An 18,538-nucleotide genomic window follows, 5' to 3' on the forward strand; every position below is an offset into this window, starting at 1 on the left:
GTGGTGTTGTTATGGCGAGAGGTGCACTCACAGGCAGGCAAAAAAGTGCAATGCTTCTCATTGCGTTAGGGCCCGAGCTTTCAGCTCAAATATATAAACATTTAAGGGAAGATGAAATTGAACAATTAACTTTAGAAATAGCCAGTATAAGAAATCTTACTCCTGAAGAAAAACAAAAAGTTATAGATGAATTTTATAACATGTGCGTAGCGCAAGAGTACATAATAGAAGGTGGAATAGAATATGCAAAAGCAGTTTTAGAAAAAGCTTTAGGTACTCAAGAAGCTTTTGAGGTTATAAATAAATTGACTTCTACTTTGAAAGTAAGGCCTTTTGACTTTATAAGAAGAGCGGATCCCTCTCAAGTTTTAAATTTTATACAAAACGAACATCCTCAGACTATTGCAATGATTTTGTCTTATTTAAAGCCTCAACAAGCAGGAGCAATTCTATCCTCACTGCCTGAAAACTTACAGGCAGAAGTAGCTATGCGAATAGCAACAATGGAGAGCACTTCTCCTGAAGTAGTAAAAGAAGTTGAGAGAATTTTAGAGAGAAAATTGTCTTCCTTAGTCACACAAGATTATACTTCTTCAGGTGGTATTCAGACAATTGTAGATATACTAAATTCTGTAGATAGAAGTACAGAGAAAAATATCTTGGATACTCTTGAGTCTATAAACATTGAGTTAGTAGAAGAAATAAAGAAGAGGATGTTTATATTTGAAGATATTGTCACATTGGATTCTAGGTCTATACAGAGAGTATTGAGAGAAGTAGACAATCACGATATTGCTCTTGCACTTAAAGGTTCTAGTGAAGAAGTGCAAAGGGTTATTTATAGTAATATGTCTAAGAGACTTGCTGATATGATAAAAGAAGACATACAGTATATGGGACCTGTAAGATTAAAAGATGTAGAAGAAGCACAACAAAGAATTGTAAATATCATAAGAAAATTAGAAGATGCTGGGGAAATTGTAATATCACGAGGAGGAGGGGACGAAATTATTGTATAGGATATATAAACAAGGAGAAATAAACTTTTCCTCTCCCGTGATTTTAAGAATTGTGGAAAATGGCAATTACAAAGAAAAAGTGGAGAAAGTAATTGAATTGAGTGAACAAAGAGAGGATATAAAAAAAGAAAGTGCGGATTTAGCAAAGCAAATAATAGAAAGGGCGAGACAAGTCCAGCAAGAGATACTTAGGAAGACTAAGGAAGATGTAGAAAAAATCTTAATAGAAGCAGAGAAAAAAGCTAAGAAGATTGAAGAAGAGTATAAAGAAAAGGGCTATCAAGATGGATATACTGCAGGATATCAAGAAGGATACAAAAAAGGAGAAGAAGATGCTAAAGCTATAATAGAAGAAGCAAAGACTATTAAAGAAGAGATTATTAAAGAAAAACAACGAATGTATAAAGAAGCAGAAAGTGATATTGTAAATGTAATTTTGCTGGCGGTAGAAAAAATTGTAGGTAAATATGTGGAAGAGGATAAAGACATAATATTGAACCTTATCAAAAAAGGAATGGAAAACTACAATGCTTTTGACAAAGTAACGGTAAGGGTTAGTGAAGAGGATTATGAACACTGTATTAAAAACAAAGACAAAATTCTTAAAGACATAGAGTTTTTAGATGATGTAAATATCTTAAAAGATTTATCATTAAAAAAAGGAGATTGTGTAATTGAAACAAATTCTGGAGTGATAAACTCTGGCGTTAGTACACAACTTAAAGCTTTAAAAAACTTATTTGCGGGTGTGCTAAATGAGTAATATTGTTTTGAATAAATATAAAAAGGCTCTTCAAGAAAAAAGGCTAATTCAATATTATGGGAAAGTTTCTCAAGTAATAGGATTAACAATCGAAAGTACAGGGCCTCTTTCCAACATAGGAGAAATATGTAATATCAAGACTATTAACGGAAATACAATTTTGGCAGAAGTTGTAGGTTTTAAAGAAGAAAAAGTGTATCTCATGCCCTTAGGAAATATGGAGGGAATAGGAGCTGGCAGCAAAGTTATAGCTACAGGTCAAACCCTTAGAGTTAACGTAGGAAATGAACTCCTCGGAAGGGTATTAGACGGTTTAGGCAATCCTATAGATGGCAAAGGACCGATAAAATTTGAAAAATCTATTCCTATTAATAATGTGCCACCTGACCCTTTGGAAAGGAAGCGAATTAGAGAAGTTATGTCTCTTGGTATAAAAGCGATAGATGGACTACTTACCTGCGGCAAAGGGCAGAGAATTGGTATTTTTGCAGGAAGTGGTGTAGGAAAAAGCACGCTGTTAGGCATGATGGCAAGAAACGCGAAAGCTGATTTAAATGTAATAGCTCTCATTGGAGAAAGGGGAAGAGAAGTAAATGAATTTCTAGAAAAAGATTTGGGTGAAGAAGGCTTAAAAAAATCTGTAGTTGTAGTAGCTACTTCTGATACCCCAGCTCTTATAAGAGTAAAAGGCGCTATGACTGCAACTGCCATAGCTGAATATTTTAGAGACCAAGGGTTAGACGTCCTTTTGATGATGGATTCAGTAACTCGTTTTGCTATGGCGCAAAGAGAAGTAGGACTTTCTATAGGAGAGGCTCCTGTTTCACGAGGGTATACTCCTTCTGTCTTTTCAGTTTTACCTAAGCTTTTGGAACGCTCTGGATGTTCTAAAAAAGGTTCTATTACAGCCCTTTACACTGTGCTAGTAGATGGAGATGATTTAAATGAACCAATTGCTGACGCAGTAAGGGGTATACTTGATGGGCACATAGTGTTGTCAAGGAAACTTGCTAATAAAAACCATTATCCTGCTATTGATGTGCTAGCAAGTGTTAGCAGGGTGATAAATGACATAATTACAGAAGAACATAAAGAACTAATAGCGAGGTTTAAAGATATTTTGGCGACTTACACAGAAGCGGAGGATTTAATAAATATAGGAGCATATAATTTTGGCAGTAATCCTAAAATTGATGAGGCCATTGAGCTAAACGACAAAATGAACAATTTTCTTAGGCAGAGAATAGACGAGTCTTATGACTTTGAAACTACAAAACAACTGCTATATGAATCTATTAAAAGGTGATAAAATATGAAAAAATTCGAATTTAATTTGCAGCCAGTATTAAATTTAAAAGAACAGTCAGAAAAGATTGAAAAAGAGAAATTAGCAAAGGTCATGGCAGAGATAAATATTCAAAAAGAAGAATTACATAAATTAACTAAACATTTAAATGAAATCTTAGAAAAAACAAAAGTGGAGATGAAAGAAGGAACTACTATACATAAAATTCTTGAATCAGATGTGTATGTAAAAAAAATTCAACAGATGATTGAAGACAAAAAACTTTTAATAAAAAAGCTAGAAAAAGATGCTGATTTGATAAGAGAAAATCTTTTAAAAGTTTCAAAAGAGAAAAAGGCATTAGAGAATCTCAAGGAAAAGAGGTTTTCTGAGTACCAATACTTAATGGCTATAGAACAAAATAAATTTGTAGATGAACAAATAAGTTTTAGAGTGGCTAAATCCTATTAGGAGGATATATATGCAAAATCAAGATATACAAACAAAAAGAAACTCCAAAATTTGGCTGATAATTTTAATAATTTTTTTGATACTCGTAGGTGGAATAGTCTCAGCTGTTTACTTTAATCTATTCGGAAGTCAAACTTTTTTGAAAAAGCAATTAGCTAATGTTCCGGTTTTAGGTAGTTTAATTTCTCCAGTGCCAGTAGAAGACAAAAATACTCAGATAAATAAATTAACTGACGAATTAAAAGCAAAAGATGAAAAGATTGCTGAGTACGAAACTCAATTGAAAGAAAAAGAAGACCAAATCAATAGTTTAAAAGCCGAATTGGAAAAAGTTCAAAAGGAGAGCGATTCACTCAAGCAACAGTTAGAAAATAAGCAGACTAACTTGAAAGACATAGCTAGTTATTATCAAAATATGGATCCGCAAAATGCAGCGCAAATACTCAATAACATGTCAGATGAAGATATAATAAAAATATTGAGGTACATGGATAAAGATAGTGCTTCAAAGATATTAGAATCATTAAAAGCTGAAAAGGCAGCAAAAATAACAAATATTTTATTGAAAAATGCTACTATGATTCCTTAGAAAGGAGGTGAAAAGAGTGATAGGAGTGGTGCCGGATACTGATTTATTACCATTTAAGATACAGCAGCCAAGGGCTGATAAAACCAAACCAGTTGTAGATTACAAAAAATTCCCTTCCCCAAAAGATAATAAGGCAAATAAATTTTCAGAAATGTTACAGCAACAGATGGCAATTAATGAAAATAAAGAAAATTCAACGGACAAAGTGGTATCTGATGGCAATGTTGAGTTAAATAGTCTTTTTTCAACTACACAATCACTGAAAAAAGAAAAAAATTTAAAATCTTTCCAAACAGAGGATTTATCGTTAGCAGATGTTTTCAATTGGTTACAGCAGTTAATAAATGGATTAAACGTGGCAATTCAAAAGGATGATGGCAAGGAGTTAAGTGAAAAACAAAATTTTTATGTGGAATTGCAAAAGGAAGTACAAAAACTGATACAAGATTTTTTAAATAATGGGGTTTTGAATGTTGATAAACTATCGCAAAAAATAAGCCAGTTGCTAGAAGAAAAACTTGGTGTTAAGTTACAACCAGATGCAATAGCTACGGCAATTAAAAGTGACAACTTTAAGGAAGTTTTAAAAGTCTATAGCGATAAAAATGTAGATATAAACAACACGAACATTCAGATAACAGACTCAATTGTATTTTCACAACAAGCCATTAAAAAAGATGGGACAGATAATTTAACTCTATTAAATGAAAATTTATCTTTGATAGACAATCAGCGTATCCTTGAGGAAAATAAAGAAATCATACCAAAAACAAAGGATTCACAACCTGACTCAAATAGCAAGATTTTGACAATTAAAAATGAAAAAAATCTTGGGGAAAATCAGCAATTACAACAAAATGATTTTACGTTTTTGAAAAATGATGGGAAGACTTTTGGAAACCAACTGATTAACCACCAAAATTCAAAATTAAAAGAGGTTCCAGAATCGCAAATTTTTGACCAAATAGTAAAGAGTATGAATTTTTCAAAAAACGACATATCTTCTACCATAAGTATACAATTAAAACCAGAATTTTTAGGAAAGCTTCAGATAAATCTTAAATCTATAGATGGAAATATTATCGCTACTATAATAACTGATAGCGAAAAATTGAAGCATCAAATTGAATCTAATATAGGAATTTTGAATACTCAATTAGATTTAAAGGGAATTAAAATAGACAGTTTTAATGTGACTGTGGATAAAAACATGCAGTTTACTTCTCAATACAATGGACAACAGCAAAGTTACAATGACAACTCACAAGAACAAAATTTGCACAGAGCATATGGTGGATATTTACACTATGATTTGGCAGAAGCAGAAGAGACAGAAACTTTACAAAGAATTTACAATCTCTCACAAGACCATATAGATGTGAGGGCGTAGAAAGGAGGGAATTTTGTGAACGTAAATACCAATTATAGTTTCTCAAATATATACAATAACAGTAAAATTACTTCAAAAAATCAATTAGGTAAAGAGGATTTTTTGAAACTTTTGGTCACACAGTTAAAAAATCAAGACCCTTTAAGCCCAATGGATGACAAAGAGTTTATTGCACAGCTGGCTCAATTTTCAACCTTAGAACAAATGCAAAACATGAACAACAGTTTTAATGCGATAAGAGCTATAAATTTAATAGGAAAAAGTATTAATGCTAATATCAATGAAAATGGGAATGTTCGTACTGTAATGGGGAAAGTAGATACTATATATAAGCAAAACGGCGAATATTTTTTGGAAGTTGGTAATGTGGACGTACCCTTGGATGCTGTCACAAGTGTTTCAGAATGAGGTGATAAAATGTCTGAAATAGTGAAAATCCCTCAAAATCTAAATGTTAATTATTTAGCTCATAGGATAGCGAGTAACAATGGGACCTCTACGGCTTTTAAAGAGGTTTTAAATGAAAAAATTGACGAAATAAAATTTTCCAAACATTCTCTCATGAGGATGGAAATGAGAAACGTCAAAATTACTCAAGGTGAATATCAAAAACTATTAGAAGCAGTGAATAAAGCTTGTGAAAAGGGAATAAAAGATTCATTAATTATAATGAATAATAAGGCTTTTGTGGTTAATTTAAAAACTAAAACGGTCATAACGGCGATGGATGGGGAAATGTTGCAAAACAGTGTTTTTACAAATATAGACGGTGCTGTAATAATTTAAGCCGGACCTTGACAGGGGGCTTATCGCTTTTGACTGACGGATAAAGCGAGCAGTACCGAAAATAAAGGGAGGAGAAAAAATGTTAAGGTCAATGTATTCTGCAGTTTCAGGGTTGAAAGCTCATCAAGCGAGGATGGATGTAATAGGAAATAACATAGCAAATGTCAACACTGTTGGATATAAAGCCAGCAGAATGACTTTTAAAGAAATATTTAGCCAGACGATAAAAGGGGCTTCTGCGCCTCAAGGAAATGGTGGTGGAACTAATCCTCAACAGATTGGTCTGGGAGTAGCTATAGCTTCAATTGACACATTGTTTACAAGAGGCGGTGCACAAAGGACAGATAATCCTACAGACCTTTCAATTGATGGAAACGGATTTTTCATAGTCTCCAATGGAGGAGCAAATGTGTATACAAGGGCAGGAAACTTTAGTTTTGACTCTCAAGGTGATTTAGTAACCCCTGATGGATATAAAGTTTTAGGTTGGATGTCAACAGATGGGAAAACAGTAAACACTGATACAGGGAATTTAGTACCAATAAGCCTCAAAAATTGGTCAAGTATAAATCCGGCAACGACTACGCAATTAGAAATAGGAGGAAATCTAAATGCTTCAACAGCAATCAATGGTACCATAAGTTATAACATATTAGTATATGATTCACAAGGAGGAAGCCACATAGCTACACTTACTTTTACGAGAACTGATGCTAGTACATGGAATTGGAGCGTATCTTCTTCAGATCCTGCCATTTCTTCTGTAACTGGTTCGGGTACACTTACTTTTGGTGCTGATGGAAAGATTGCACCTAATACAACTGCGACGGGTACACTTACTTTTAATATGAATACCACTGTAACAAATGCAAGTATTGGGCCAGTTTCTCTTGACCTTTCGCGTATTACTATGTTTTCAACTGAGACGGACCTAAGAGAGCTCAGCAAAAATGGAAATGAAGCAGGTTCTTTAGAGAGCATTAATATAGACAAATACGGAGTTGTCTCAGGTATCTATTCCAACGGTCGTAGGCAAATAATTGGACAGATTGCAATAGCTGATTTTCAAAACCCAATGGGTCTAGAAAAAATAGGAAATACCATGTTTATTAATACAGTAAACTCAGGGGAACCAATGATAGGAGCAGCTGGTACAGGTACAAGGGGTTCTATAAATCCTGGAACTTTAGAAATGTCTAATGTAGATTTAGCCAATGAATTTGCTGATATGATTGTTACTGAAAGAGGTTTTCAAGCAAATGCTAAAGTTATAACTACTTCTGACGAAATATTGCAAGACCTTGTGAATATGAAGAGATAACTACGGTCTGCTGGGCTTTCGCCCAGTAGACTTGATGGAGGAGTATTATGATTTATGTTACGCGTCTTAATAATGAAGAATTTGTGGTGAACGCAGACTTAATTGAATTTATTGAAAAAACTCCTGACACTGTTATAAGTCTTACTACAGGTAAAAAGATAGTAGTAAAAGAAACACCTGAGGAAATTATAGAAAAAGTTATTGCCTACAAAAAGAAAATTTTCACAATAGTAAAAGATAAAGAGGTGTTAGAATGAATAACAAGACAATTTTAATAGTTATTGTTGCAGTGATTTTGTCTTTTGGTGTAGCTTTTTTGTATTTTAACAATTTTGCCTCTACTAATAGGCCTCAAGAAATCACTTATTATAATTACTCTCCTGGCGGAGAATTTATAACTAATTTAAAAGGAGATGGAAAATTTGTTAAAGCAACAATAGAATTGCAAGTTGCAGATAAAAATATTTTAAAAACCTTAGAAGAGCGAAATCCCCAGATTAGAGATTTGATAATCCAAATTTTAAGAGGGAAAACAGAACAAGATGTGGAAGGACCAGAAGGACAGGAGAAGTTAAAAAACGATATAAAAAATGGAATAAATAAAATAATAGGTGAAGGAAAAATTGTAAATGTATATTTTGATGAATTCATTGTTCAATAGGGAGGAGGGGATTTTTTGGCTGAAATATTATCACAAAGCGAGATAGATGAACTATTAAAAGCTTTTAGCTCTGGCGGATTAGATATCCAAGAAATTGAAAAAGTAGAAGAGACCAAAAGTAAAAAGATAAGAAATTACGATTTTAGAAGGCCTAATAAATTTTCAAAAGAACAACTGCGAACTCTTCAGATGATTTTTGAAAATTTGTCAAGGTCTTTGACTTCCTTTTTGTCAGGATATTTGAGAACGATAGTAGATGTTACAGTGGTCTCTGTTGACCAGCTAACTTATTATGAGTTTAGTAATTCTTTAAACAATCCAGTTTTCATTGCTATTATTGATGCAGCTCCTTTAGAAGGCCCTTTTCTCTTGGAATTTAATAATAATACTACTTATGCAATACTTGATAGAATTTTGGGAGGAATAGGAAAAGGCGAGCTTTTGGATAGAGATTATACTGAGATTGAAATCAGCCTTTTGACCAAGATTGTAAAGCAAATGCTTCCACTTTTCAAAGAACCATGGAGCAATATATTAACGATTAACCCCTCTTTAATAAGAGTGGAAACTAACTCCCAGTTTGCTCAAATAATATCTCCCAATGAGACAGCAGCCTTGTGTACTTTATCTATAAAAATCAATGAAACAGAAGGAATAATGAATTTTTGTATGCCTCATTTAACGTTAGAACCTATTGTGCCCAAATTAACGACAAAATTTTGGTTTTCTAGCATGAAAAAAGAAGAGAAAGTAAATCCTGAGCTTATAAAGAGTAAAATAAGCAAAACATATATACCTCTTACTGCTCAACTTGGTTCTACCACCATTACTGTAAAAGAATTTTTGGAGTTTGAAATAGGAGATATAATCGTGTTGGATAAACATTTCAAAGAGCCTGTAGATATAATAATCGATAAAAAAGTCAAATTTCGAGGTATACCTGGAATCAAAAATAACAAATACAGTGTAAGAATAACAGAAGTTATTTACAAAGGAGATGAAGAAAGTGAATGACTTTTTATCACAAGAAGAAATAAATGCACTACTAAAAGGCTTAACCGAAGAATCTAAAGAAAATCAGTCCCAAAATGGAAAAGATTTAACAGAAGAAGAACAGGATATACTAGGGGAAATTGGGAATATAAGTTTTGGCACATCAGCCACTACTTTATATACGTTATTGAGAAACAAAGTTACTATTACTACTCCAAAAGTTTCAGTATTATCTTGGGAAGAGTTAAAAAAAGAATTTAATATTCCTTACATTGGAGTTGAAGTAGAGTATACGGAAGGACTAAAAGGTCATAACCTTCTTATTTTAAAAAAAGAAGATGTACTTAAAATGACAGATTTGATGATGGGGGGAGAAGGAAAAGTAGAAGATGGAGAAATTACTGAACTGCATTTAAGTGCAATAGGAGAAGCCATGAACCAAATGATAGGTTCTGCTGCTACTTCTCTTTCTACCCTTCTCAATAAAACTATAAATATTTCACCACCTAAAGCTTTTGTTGTTGATTTTACTGCTTCTTTACCAACAGATATTTCATTCCTAGAAGGCGATGTAGTAAAAATTGCCTTTAAAATGGAGGTAGGAGAAATAATTGATAGCGAAATCATGCAGCTTTTGCCTCTTGATTTTGCTAAAGAACTAGTGCGAAGCGTTTTGTCGAAAAATGAAGAAAAATCACCAGCGGTGACTTCCCAAGAAGAGAGTTCCAGTGCTATAATAGAAAGGGATGAAAAAAATGTCGAGACAGGTAACAATATCTCAACAGATGAGAAAGCTACCAAAAAGAAACAAAAAATTAACGCAAGTCCTGTAGTTTTTCAAAGTTTTGATGAAGAACCTTCATCTAAAAGCAAGGAAGAGAAGGAAAATTTAGAGCTGATCCTAGATGTGCCTCTTACGATTACTGTTGAACTAGGCAAGACTAAAAAACTTATAAAAGATATTTTAGAATTAGGTGAGGGTTCTATTATTGAATTGGACAAATTGGCAGGTGAGCCAGTAGATATTTTAGCAAATGGAAAGTACATAGCTAAAGGGGAAGTAGTGGTAATTGATGAGAATTTTGGGGTTAGAATTATAGATATTGTACACCAAAGCAAAAGAATTAGCAATATATAATAAAGATGAGGAGGAATCATTTGTGAGCAAAATAATGATAGTTGATGACGCTGCTTTTATGAGGATGATGATTAAAGATATTATTTCAAAAAATAATTTGGGGAGTGTGATAGAAGCTGAGAATGGTGCTGTAGCAGTAGAAAAATATTTCCAAGAAAATCCAGATTTGGTCATTATGGATATTACTATGCCTGAAATGGATGGAATACAAGCAGTGAAAGCAATCCGTGCAAAGGATCCCAATGCAAAAATAATAATGTGCTCTGCTATGGGACAGCAGGCTATGGTTATCGAGGCGATTCAAGCAGGAGCAAAAGACTTCATCGTAAAGCCTTTCCAACCTGATAGGGTGGTAGAAGCGATTAAAAAATTGTTGAAGTGAGGCGCTTAAAGTGTCTAATGGCACAGAATATGTTTTTCAATTGATATGGTATTTAATTGTCTTTCTTTTAGTAATTGGAGTGGCTTTTTACATAACTCGATTTATAGGACAAAGTACTTTAAGATATACTCGTTCTACTAATTTACAGGTTATAGATTACGTAATGTTGGGTAGAGATAAAGGCTTATACATACTGAAGGTAGGAAATAAATTTTTCCTTATAGGCGTGAGCAACACCAATATAACTTATCTTACAGAGATAAACAAAGAAGACTTAAAATTTGTAACCAATGATAAAAATTTTGTGACAAATTTGAATACTTCAATAGAACGATTAAAACAGCTAAAAAACAGATATTTGTCTAAAAAAGATGGTGAGCAAAAATGAATTTAGGAGATTTGGTTTCATCAGTGACAGCTCCTTCAAATATGGCTACAAGCCTGCAAATAGTTCTTCTGCTAACAGTTTTGACATTAGCTCCATCTATTTTAATAATGATGACTTCTTTTACTCGGATAGTGATTGTATTATCTTTTTTAAGAAATGCACTAGGACTACAGCAAATGCCTCCTAATCAAGTACTAATTGGTTTGGCATTGTTTCTCACTTTATTCATAATGGCACCTGTGGGGCAAGATATCAACAATAATGCTATTAAACCTTATGCAGAAGGAAAAATAACTCAACAGGAAGCGTATCAAAATGCTATCAAACCATTGAAAAATTTTATGCTGAAGCAAACAAGGCAAAATGATTTAAATCTTTTTGTAAGTTTAGCTAAAATTAAAGTAAATAATCCAGAAGACCTTCCTATGAAAGTGGTCATTCCTTCTTTTATCATCAGTGAATTAAAGACTGCTTTTGAAATTGGCTTTATAATATATATTCCCTTTTTGATAATTGATATAGTAGTTGCCAGTGTTTTAATGTCAATGGGTATGTTTATGTTGCCACCTGTTTTGATATCTCTTCCTTTTAAAATTTTACTTTTTATTTTGGTAGATGGATGGAACTTGGTTGTCAAATCTTTGATTTTAGGTTTTAGATAGGAGGCAAAACAAGTTGAATACGGGAGTGGTTATAGATATAGGAAGAGAAGCTTTAACTGTTGCCTTAACAATCGCTACTCCATTATTAGCAATAGCATTAGGGGTAGGACTTTTAATTAGCATTTTTCAAGCCACTACACAAATTCAGGAACAAACCTTATCTTTTGTTCCTAAAATTGTCGCTATACTTATAAGTCTAATTCTATTTGGGCCATGGATGCTTACTACGTTGGTCAACTACACTCAAAGATTGTTTTTAAATATTAATAATTTTATAAAGTGATGTAAAATGGATATAATTCAGTATTTACTTCAAAATGTTCAAATTTTTATATTACTTTTCGTCAGAATGCTGGGTATTTTTATACTTACGCCTTTTTTTGGTACAAAAAATGTTCCTACTATTTTTAAAATAGGTTTAGGTTTTTTTGCGGCAGTAATTGTTTTTGATACCATGGAACCGGTAGATTTGCAAACAAATAATGTTTTTGATTACTTTATCGTTGTCATCTCTGAGTTCATTGTAGGACTTGTGATAGGGCTGGCATCTATGATATCCTTTAGCGCTATACATTTAGCCGGTCAGCTGATTGATTATCAGTTGGGGTTTGGACTGGTAAACATTTTAGATATTCACAGCGAAACCCAGGTTCCTTTGATGGGAAATTTCATATATATTTTGACAATCCTTATCTTCATGCTTTTGAATGGTCATTATATATTATTTACAATGTTGGCTAAAAGTGTTGATATAATTCCTGTTGGGAAAGTTGTCTTTAATTTACCTGGTATGTCTCAAGTCTTAACAAAAATGGTTTCTGATATGTTTATATTAGGTTTTAAAATAAGTGCTCCTATAATTTTAACAACTCTTTTGACAGATTTAGTTTTGGGAATAATCTCCCGTACTATACCTCAGCTTAACGTCTTTATGATAGGAATGCCAGCTAAGATTTTTGTTGGAATCTTTACTTTGCTTATTATGTTGCCAATGTATTTGGCAATTATAGATTTTATGTTTAATGGAATGAATGCTGACATTTTTAGATTAATGAAATTTATGACAAGGTGATAGTTTTGAGTAAAATAAATTTACAATTGTTTGCTGAAGAAAAAACTGAACCAGCTACTCCTAAAAGGCGACAAGATGCAAGAAAAAAAGGGCAGGTCTTCCAAAGCAGAGAAATAACTTCTGCTTTAGTAATTGTAGCAGGTTTTTTGGCAGTAAATATACTCGCAATACCTTTTTTAGGAAAAATGATGGCTTTAACAAAGTATTTGCTTTATACCTATTCTGGAGTTAATGACGATGTTTTTAATATAGTAGGTATACAAAATCTGTTTATATACCTCTTGCAACAAGCAATATCAATAACTATGCCTATAATTTTATTGATTTTTATTGTTTCTCTTGCATCAACTTATCTCCAAGTAGGCTTTGTATTTACAATTGAGCCCCTTGCCTTTAAGTTGGAAAGATTAAATCCTGTGGAGGGCTTCAAGAGAATTTTTTCAAAAAGAGCATTGGTAGAATTAGCTAAATCTATTGCTAAAGTGGTAGTTATTTTCTATATAATGTACTCTTTTTTAGCTTCTCAATATAAAGGTATACCAATGCTTCTTGATATGTCAGTTCAAGATATATTAAAATACGCTTTAAACATACTTTTGGGAATTACTACCAGAATAGGAATTGTACTTATTTTTCTTGGAGTATTAGATTACTTCTTCCAGTGGAGAGAGTATGAAACAAGCCTTAAAATGAGTAAAGAGGATATAAAGGAAGAGTTTAAAGAGACGGAAGGAAACCCTCAGATAAAAGCAGAGATAAGAAGAAAACAGCGACAAGTTTCTATGAGAAGAATGATGCAAGACTTAAAAAAAGCGGATGTCGTAATAACAAACCCAACTCATCTTGCTGTTGCTCTTATGTACGATAGTAATGTAAATGACGCACCTGTAGTGATAGCTAAAGGGCAAGACATTATTGCCCTCAGAATAAAAGAAGAAGCTAAGAAGTTAAATATTCCTATAGTTGAGAATAAGCCATTAGCTCAGGCACTGTATAGGTCTACTGAAATAGGAGATATGATTCCACCAGAGCTTTATCAAGCTGTAGCTGAAGTTTTGGCTTATGTGTACAGCTTGAAGGGAGAATAGGAGGGATAATTTGAAATCCTCTGAGCTTACTGTAGCTCTTTTTGTAGTAGGAATAGTCTTGCTCATAATAATTCCTGTATCACCCGTTATCATGGACTTTTTATTAATATTTAACATAACTTTGTCTATAATAATACTTTTGACTACTATGTATGTAAAAGATGCTTTAGATTTTTCTATATTTCCTTCTATATTATTAATAACTACTCTTTTGAGACTGGCTCTTAACATTTCGAGTACGAGGCTTATTTTAAGCAATGCCTATGCAGGTGGCGTAATACAGGCTTTTGGAAGTTTTGTAATAGGTGGAAATCCAGTTGTCGGATTCATTATTTTCTTGATAATTGCAATTGTACAATTTATCGTCATAACCAGAGGAGCAGAGAGAGTATCTGAAGTGTCAGCAAGATTTACTTTGGATGCAATGCCAGGAAAGCAAATGGCAATAGATGCTGATTTAAACGCAGGCCTTATAACAGAAAAAGAAGCTAGAGAGAGAAGAATGGAAATACAGCAAGAGGCAAAATTTTATGGAGCAATGGATGGTGCTAGTAAATTTGTCAAAGGCGATGCAATTGTTTCTATAATTGTTATAATTATAAATATTGTTGCAGGTCTCATTATTGGAATGGTAATGAAGGGGATGGATATAAATAGGGCTTTAAATACTTATACTGTTTTAACAGTAGGCGAGGGTTTAGTAAATCAAATACCAGCACTTTTGATATCAACTGGCTACTGGAATGATTGTTACTCGTTCAGCTTCTGAGTCAAATTTAGGAGGGGATGTAATAAAGCAGCTCTTCAATCAGCCTAGAATTTTAAAAATAGCAGCTGGATTGCTCTTTGCACTGGTATTAGTACCTCTTTTACCTAAACTTCCACTTATCTTAATGGGTTCATTGTTTGCATATCTTGGATTTGCAGGGACTCAAAAAGTAACAGTAAAAGAAGAAGAACAAGAAGAAAACATAAAAGAGTTAGAGAATATAAGAGATCCTAAGAAAGTATATGAATTATTGCAAATTGACCCTATTGAACTGGAATTTGGCTATGAATTGATTCCTCTTGCAAGTGGAGAATTATTAGATAGGATTGTCATGATAAGAAGACAAATTGCTCTTGATTTGGGTATTGTGGTCCCAATGATTCGTTTAAGAGATAATATTCAATTAAAGCCTAATGAATATGTTATAAAAATTAGAGGGAATGAAATTGCCAGAGGCAAGGTATATATTGATAGGTATATGGCTATGACAGCAGGAGAAATAGATGAAGATATTTCTGGAATTCGAGAAAGAGAACCAGCTTTTGGATTACCTGCAATTTGGATAGATGAAAACGAAAAGTCAAAAGCAGAAGCAAGGGGATATACAGTAGTAGATGTTCCTTCTGTTATTGCTACACACCTCACTCATATTATAAAACAGCATGCCCATGAACTTTTAGGAAGGCAAGAAGTACAGAGTTTAATTGACAATATAAAAGCGACGAATCCTGCATTAATAGAAGAATTAGTACCTAAGATTTTAACAATAGGTGAAATAGAGAAAGTACTTTCTAACCTTTTAAGAGAGGGGTTATCTATCAGAGATTTAGTTACAATATTGGAGACTTTAGCAGATTATGCTCCTATTATCCGAGATACAGATGTTTTAACAGAGTATGTAAGACAGGCTTTAGCTCGTGCTATTTCCAGTAAATATGCTGCAGGTGGTAAGATTGAAGTTATAACGTTAGATCCAAGTGTTGAACAGTTAATATCCTCCAGTATAACTCAGACAGAACATGGTTCTTATTTAGCATTGGAGCCTTCTTTGGCGCAAAGGGTTTTAAAAAGTATCCATGAATTAGTAAAAAAGGTAACTTTAAAAGGTGGACAACCTGTAATTCTGACAGCGCCTGTAACTCGATTTTATCTCAGGAAGTTAGTAGAACAAATTTCTCCCGATATTGTTGTTTTGTCATATAATGAGCTTTTACCAAATATTGAAGTTACATCGGTGGGGACGGTGAGATTAAATGAAAGTTAAAAAATATATCGCTAATGACTATCAAGAAGCTTTACGAATGATAAAAGCGGAAATGGGAAGTAACGCTGTAATACTTCATCAGAACAGAATTAAAGAAAGAGGGATCATAGGACTTTTTAAGAAGAGTAAAGTGGAAGTAATAGCAGCAGTAGAAGATTACCCACCGGTAATCCCTAAGGAAAATATTACAAAAAATGATATAAACGAACTTAAAAATCTAATTAAAACTATAACTATCAATAAAAATGGAACGGTTACAGAAGCTAGGGATAAAAATTTAATTTCTAAATTAATAGATTATGGAATAGAAAAGGAAGTGTCTCAGTTATTGGGGGAAGGAATTGATGAACTTGATAATAAAGGAATAAAAATTTTAAAGGAACGAATAGATGCTTTTATGGGACCTCCTCAAAAATTGAATTCTGAAAAAAGCAAAAAAATTTTGTTCATTGGACCTACTGGAGTGGGGAAAACTACAACCATTGCAAAAATTGCTTCTAATTTGATATTGAATGAAGGTAAAAAAATAATGCTCGTTACAGCAGACATTTTCAGAATAGCGGCGGTAGACCAGTTGAAAACCTATGGAGAAATTTTAGGAGTGCCAGTAAGAGTAGTAAATAATATTTTTGAACTTCATAAACTTCAGCCAGAGTTTGAAAAGTACGATGTAGTTTTAATAGATACAGCTGGAAGAAGCCATAAAGATGAAAAGCGAATAAGTGAATTAAAAACTTTTATCAAATATGCAAACTGTGATGAAACTTTTTTATGCTTGAGTGCTACAACTAAATCGGAAGATTTAAAAGAAGTAATAGAAAGATATGAATTTGCAGGAAATTATAAGTTAATTTTTACTAAATTAGATGAAACTGATAATTATAGTTCTATTTTAAACGCTGTTTACTATTCAGGGCGACCAATTTCTTATTTTACAAATGGACAAATTGTTCCTGATGATATAACTTTAGCAGAAAGCGAAATTATCGTCTTAAGCATAGTAAAGGGGAATTAGTGTATGATGGACCAGGCTGAAAGTTTAAGAAAATTGGTTTCCCAAAAGAAGAAGATAAAAAAAAGCAGGGTTATTACAATTACAGGTGGAAAAGGCGGAATTGGTAAAACATGTATCTCAGTAAATCTTTCTTTGGGACTTAAAAAATTGGGCTATAATGTTACGATTATTGATGCAGATTTGGGATTTTCAAATGTTGAAATTGAATTAGGAGTTACTTCTAAGTATACTTTATTAGATGTTTTGTACAACAACAAAATGATAACAGAAGTTATAAATGAAGGGCCTTTAGGTGTAAAATACATATCTTCTGGTGGAGACTTCAACCTTATTAAAGAAGGAGTAGATTTAAGTCTTTTTCTAAACAACATTAAAATTTTAGACTATTATTCCGATTTTATTATTATAGATACGGGTGCAGGCCTCAATAACGTAGTTAGCAATTTTTTAAAAGCAGCCGATGAAGTTTTACTGATAGTAACTCCTGAACCAACGTCTATTATGGATGCTTATACTCTCACTAAGTATTCGCTGGTAGGTGAAAGCAAAAAAATTAATGTAGTGATAAATAGAGTAAAAAATTTTGGTGAATACAGAAAAATTTACGATAGGTTTGAAACAGTAGTTAAAAACTATTTAGGTGTATCTTTGATTGATTTAGGGTATTTAGAAAATGACGAAAAGATGATGGAGTGTATAATTGAGCAAAATCCCATTGTCCTTAAATATGAAAATAGTAAAACCTCAAAAAAGATATTACAAATTGCAGCTCAAATTGCTAATCAACCTCCTCCTGTAGAAAATAAGGGGTTGTGGGGTATTTTTTCTAGACTTATCAATAGAGGAGGATTTAAATGAATGAAATAAATTTACTACCGGGGCAAAAATTGAGGATAGGTTTGAACAATGGTAAAACCATGTACTCATCTCAAGTACAAGATATTTCTAAAAATGGGACTATATTAATTGATACTCCAGTATACAGTGGTCATTTAGTTCCTGTGAGAATAGGTTCAATAGTTCAAGTAATTTATTTTACAAAACAAGGTTTATTTACCTTTTATGCTAAGGTTCTAAATAGATTTTCTGGAAAACTTGCTCTTTTAGAGATAATGCCTATAAGCAATGTGGAAAGATTACAAAGGAGACAGTATTTTAGACTAGAGAAGGTGATTCCATTTACTTATACCATTAGTGAAGAAGAAGATAAAGTTTATAAAGGCCTTATTCAAGATATAAGTGGTGGAGGATTAAAATGTAAGGTAGATAAAAAATTAGAGGTAGGGACTATCATAAATTGTGTTTTTACATTAGATCAGGAGATAACAGTAAGCGGAAAAGTAGTGAGATATGATGAATCATTAGAAAAAGGATATGAAGTTGGTATTTGTTATGTGGACATTGATGAAAAAGTAAGAGAAAAGATTATAAGCTATATCTTTGAAGAACAGAGAAAAAGTAGACAAAAAGGGATTGAATGAT

General features: G+C 32.8%; 22 protein-coding genes and 1 pseudogene. All 23 read left to right on the plus strand.

Annotated elements, in window-relative coordinates:
• Positions 1-11: 11 nt before the first annotated feature.
• The 23 genes and pseudogenes from fliG to M663_RS0111825 all read left to right on the plus strand — a co-directional run bounded on the left by fliG (position 12) and on the right by M663_RS0111825 (position 18,537).
• Positions 12-1,019: a flagellar motor switch protein FliG gene (gene fliG / locus M663_RS0111715; RefSeq protein ID WP_003866702.1), complete on the plus strand. Its 1,008-nt coding sequence runs from the start codon at positions 12-14 to the stop codon at positions 1,017-1,019.
• Positions 1,012-1,782 carry a FliH/SctL family protein gene (locus tag M663_RS0111720; RefSeq protein ID WP_003866703.1) on the plus strand — a complete coding sequence of 257 codons (771 nt, stop codon included), beginning with the start codon at positions 1,012-1,014 and terminating at the stop codon, positions 1,780-1,782. The genes fliG and M663_RS0111720 overlap by 8 nt, the downstream gene beginning before the upstream one ends.
• Entirely contained in the window at positions 1,775-3,088 is a 1,314-nt protein-coding gene (fliI, locus tag M663_RS0111725) for a flagellar protein export ATPase FliI (protein WP_012268725.1), read from the plus strand. Before M663_RS0111720 ends, fliI begins: the two co-directional genes overlap by 8 nt.
• Positions 3,089-3,094: 6 nt before the next feature.
• The gene (gene fliJ, locus M663_RS0111730) at positions 3,095-3,538 is read left to right on the plus strand and encodes a flagellar export protein FliJ (RefSeq protein ID WP_009052413.1); all 444 of its coding nucleotides are present in this window, start codon (positions 3,095-3,097) and stop codon (positions 3,536-3,538) included.
• A 10-nt stretch (positions 3,539-3,548) separates the two neighbouring features.
• Entirely contained in the window at positions 3,549-4,127 is a 579-nt protein-coding gene (locus M663_RS0111735; protein WP_009052412.1) for an MgtE intracellular region, read from the plus strand.
• Between the two features lie 16 nt (positions 4,128-4,143).
• The gene (locus M663_RS0111740) at positions 4,144-5,517 is read left to right on the plus strand and encodes a flagellar hook-length control protein FliK (RefSeq protein ID WP_029689035.1); all 1,374 of its coding nucleotides are present in this window, start codon (positions 4,144-4,146) and stop codon (positions 5,515-5,517) included.
• Between the two features lie 15 nt (positions 5,518-5,532).
• Complete coding sequence (locus M663_RS0111745) at positions 5,533-5,925, plus strand: flagellar hook capping FlgD N-terminal domain-containing protein (RefSeq protein ID WP_029689036.1); 393 nt, start codon at positions 5,533-5,535, stop codon at positions 5,923-5,925.
• Positions 5,926-5,934: 9 nt separating this feature from the next.
• Positions 5,935-6,303: a TIGR02530 family flagellar biosynthesis protein gene (locus M663_RS0111750; RefSeq protein ID WP_029689038.1), complete on the plus strand. Its 369-nt coding sequence runs from the start codon at positions 5,935-5,937 to the stop codon at positions 6,301-6,303.
• 79 nt (positions 6,304-6,382) lie between these two features.
• Positions 6,383-7,624 carry a flagellar hook protein FlgE gene (locus tag M663_RS0111755; protein WP_029689039.1) on the plus strand — a complete coding sequence of 414 codons (1,242 nt, stop codon included), beginning with the start codon at positions 6,383-6,385 and terminating at the stop codon, positions 7,622-7,624.
• 47 nt (positions 7,625-7,671) lie between these two features.
• Positions 7,672-7,881: a flagellar FlbD family protein gene (locus tag M663_RS0111760; protein WP_029689040.1), complete on the plus strand. Its 210-nt coding sequence runs from the start codon at positions 7,672-7,674 to the stop codon at positions 7,879-7,881.
• On the plus strand, positions 7,878-8,285 hold the full coding sequence (locus tag M663_RS0111765) for a flagellar basal body-associated protein FliL (RefSeq protein WP_029689041.1): 408 nt from the start codon (positions 7,878-7,880) through the stop codon (positions 8,283-8,285). The genes M663_RS0111760 and M663_RS0111765 overlap by 4 nt, the downstream gene beginning before the upstream one ends.
• Positions 8,286-8,300: 15 nt before the next feature.
• Positions 8,301-9,299, plus strand: coding sequence for a flagellar motor switch protein FliM (gene fliM / locus M663_RS0111770; RefSeq protein WP_029689043.1), 999 nt, complete (start codon positions 8,301-8,303; stop codon positions 9,297-9,299).
• Entirely contained in the window at positions 9,292-10,416 is a 1,125-nt protein-coding gene (gene fliY / locus M663_RS0111775) for a flagellar motor switch phosphatase FliY (RefSeq protein WP_029689044.1), read from the plus strand. Before fliM ends, fliY begins: the two co-directional genes overlap by 8 nt.
• Positions 10,417-10,438: 22 nt before the next feature.
• On the plus strand, positions 10,439-10,798 hold the full coding sequence (locus M663_RS0111780; RefSeq protein ID WP_029689045.1) for a response regulator: 360 nt from the start codon (positions 10,439-10,441) through the stop codon (positions 10,796-10,798).
• 10 nt (positions 10,799-10,808) lie between these two features.
• Positions 10,809-11,186, plus strand: a complete 378-nt coding sequence (fliO, locus tag M663_RS0111785; protein ID WP_029689046.1) for a flagellar biosynthetic protein FliO — start codon at positions 10,809-10,811, stop codon at positions 11,184-11,186.
• Positions 11,183-11,848: a flagellar type III secretion system pore protein FliP gene (fliP, locus tag M663_RS0111790; RefSeq protein ID WP_029689047.1), complete on the plus strand. Its 666-nt coding sequence runs from the start codon at positions 11,183-11,185 to the stop codon at positions 11,846-11,848. Before fliO ends, fliP begins: the two co-directional genes overlap by 4 nt.
• Positions 11,849-11,861: 13 nt before the next feature.
• Entirely contained in the window at positions 11,862-12,131 is a 270-nt protein-coding gene (gene fliQ, locus M663_RS0111795) for a flagellar biosynthesis protein FliQ (protein WP_029689048.1), read from the plus strand.
• A gap of 6 nt (positions 12,132-12,137) precedes the next feature.
• On the plus strand, positions 12,138-12,920 hold the full coding sequence (gene fliR / locus M663_RS0111800; RefSeq protein ID WP_029689049.1) for a flagellar biosynthetic protein FliR: 783 nt from the start codon (positions 12,138-12,140) through the stop codon (positions 12,918-12,920).
• The gene (flhB, locus tag M663_RS0111805) at positions 12,917-14,008 is read left to right on the plus strand and encodes a flagellar biosynthesis protein FlhB (protein WP_029689051.1); all 1,092 of its coding nucleotides are present in this window, start codon (positions 12,917-12,919) and stop codon (positions 14,006-14,008) included. Before fliR ends, flhB begins: the two co-directional genes overlap by 4 nt.
• 10 nt (positions 14,009-14,018) lie before the next feature.
• A pseudogene (gene flhA, locus M663_RS14860) lies at positions 14,019-16,041 on the plus strand (flagellar biosynthesis protein FlhA).
• Positions 16,031-17,056: an AAA family ATPase gene (locus M663_RS0111815; RefSeq protein WP_029689052.1), complete on the plus strand. Its 1,026-nt coding sequence runs from the start codon at positions 16,031-16,033 to the stop codon at positions 17,054-17,056. Before flhA ends, M663_RS0111815 begins: the two are co-directional and overlap by 11 nt.
• A 3-nt stretch (positions 17,057-17,059) precedes the next feature.
• The gene (locus M663_RS0111820) at positions 17,060-17,914 is read left to right on the plus strand and encodes an AAA family ATPase (protein WP_029689053.1); all 855 of its coding nucleotides are present in this window, start codon (positions 17,060-17,062) and stop codon (positions 17,912-17,914) included.
• Positions 17,911-18,537 (plus strand): PilZ domain-containing protein, encoded by a 627-nt coding sequence (locus M663_RS0111825; RefSeq protein ID WP_029689054.1) that lies wholly within the window; start codon positions 17,911-17,913, stop codon positions 18,535-18,537. Before M663_RS0111820 ends, M663_RS0111825 begins: the two co-directional genes overlap by 4 nt.
• The last annotated feature ends 1 nt before the right edge of the window (position 18,538 follow it).

It is taken from the genome of Thermoanaerobacter sp. A7A (assembly GCF_000445185.1).
Taxonomy (GTDB): Bacteria; Bacillota; Thermoanaerobacteria; order Thermoanaerobacterales; family Thermoanaerobacteraceae; genus Thermoanaerobacter.

Bases quoted from the DNA above. Each gene is read 5' to 3' on its own strand.
- fliG (WP_003866702.1), top strand. From the start codon at position 12: ATGGCGAGAGGTGCACTCACAGGCAGGCAAAAAAGTGCAATGCTTCTC.
- fliI (WP_012268725.1), top strand. From the start codon at position 1,775: ATGAGTAATATTGTTTTGAATAAATATAAAAAGGCTCTTCAAGAAAAA.
- fliJ (WP_009052413.1), top strand. From the start codon at position 3,095: ATGAAAAAATTCGAATTTAATTTGCAGCCAGTATTAAATTTAAAAGAA.
- M663_RS0111735 (WP_009052412.1), top strand. From the start codon at position 3,549: ATGCAAAATCAAGATATACAAACAAAAAGAAACTCCAAAATTTGGCTG.
- M663_RS0111750 (WP_029689038.1), top strand. From the start codon at position 5,935: ATGTCTGAAATAGTGAAAATCCCTCAAAATCTAAATGTTAATTATTTA.
- M663_RS0111755 (WP_029689039.1), top strand. From the start codon at position 6,383: ATGTTAAGGTCAATGTATTCTGCAGTTTCAGGGTTGAAAGCTCATCAA.
- M663_RS0111760 (WP_029689040.1), top strand. From the start codon at position 7,672: ATGATTTATGTTACGCGTCTTAATAATGAAGAATTTGTGGTGAACGCA.
- M663_RS0111765 (WP_029689041.1), top strand. From the start codon at position 7,878: ATGAATAACAAGACAATTTTAATAGTTATTGTTGCAGTGATTTTGTCT.
- fliP (WP_029689047.1), top strand. From the start codon at position 11,183: ATGAATTTAGGAGATTTGGTTTCATCAGTGACAGCTCCTTCAAATATG.
- fliR (WP_029689049.1), top strand. From the start codon at position 12,138: ATGGATATAATTCAGTATTTACTTCAAAATGTTCAAATTTTTATATTA.
- M663_RS0111815 (WP_029689052.1), top strand. From the start codon at position 16,031: ATGAAAGTTAAAAAATATATCGCTAATGACTATCAAGAAGCTTTACGA.
- M663_RS0111820 (WP_029689053.1), top strand. From the start codon at position 17,060: ATGATGGACCAGGCTGAAAGTTTAAGAAAATTGGTTTCCCAAAAGAAG.
- M663_RS0111825 (WP_029689054.1), top strand. From the start codon at position 17,911: ATGAATGAAATAAATTTACTACCGGGGCAAAAATTGAGGATAGGTTTG.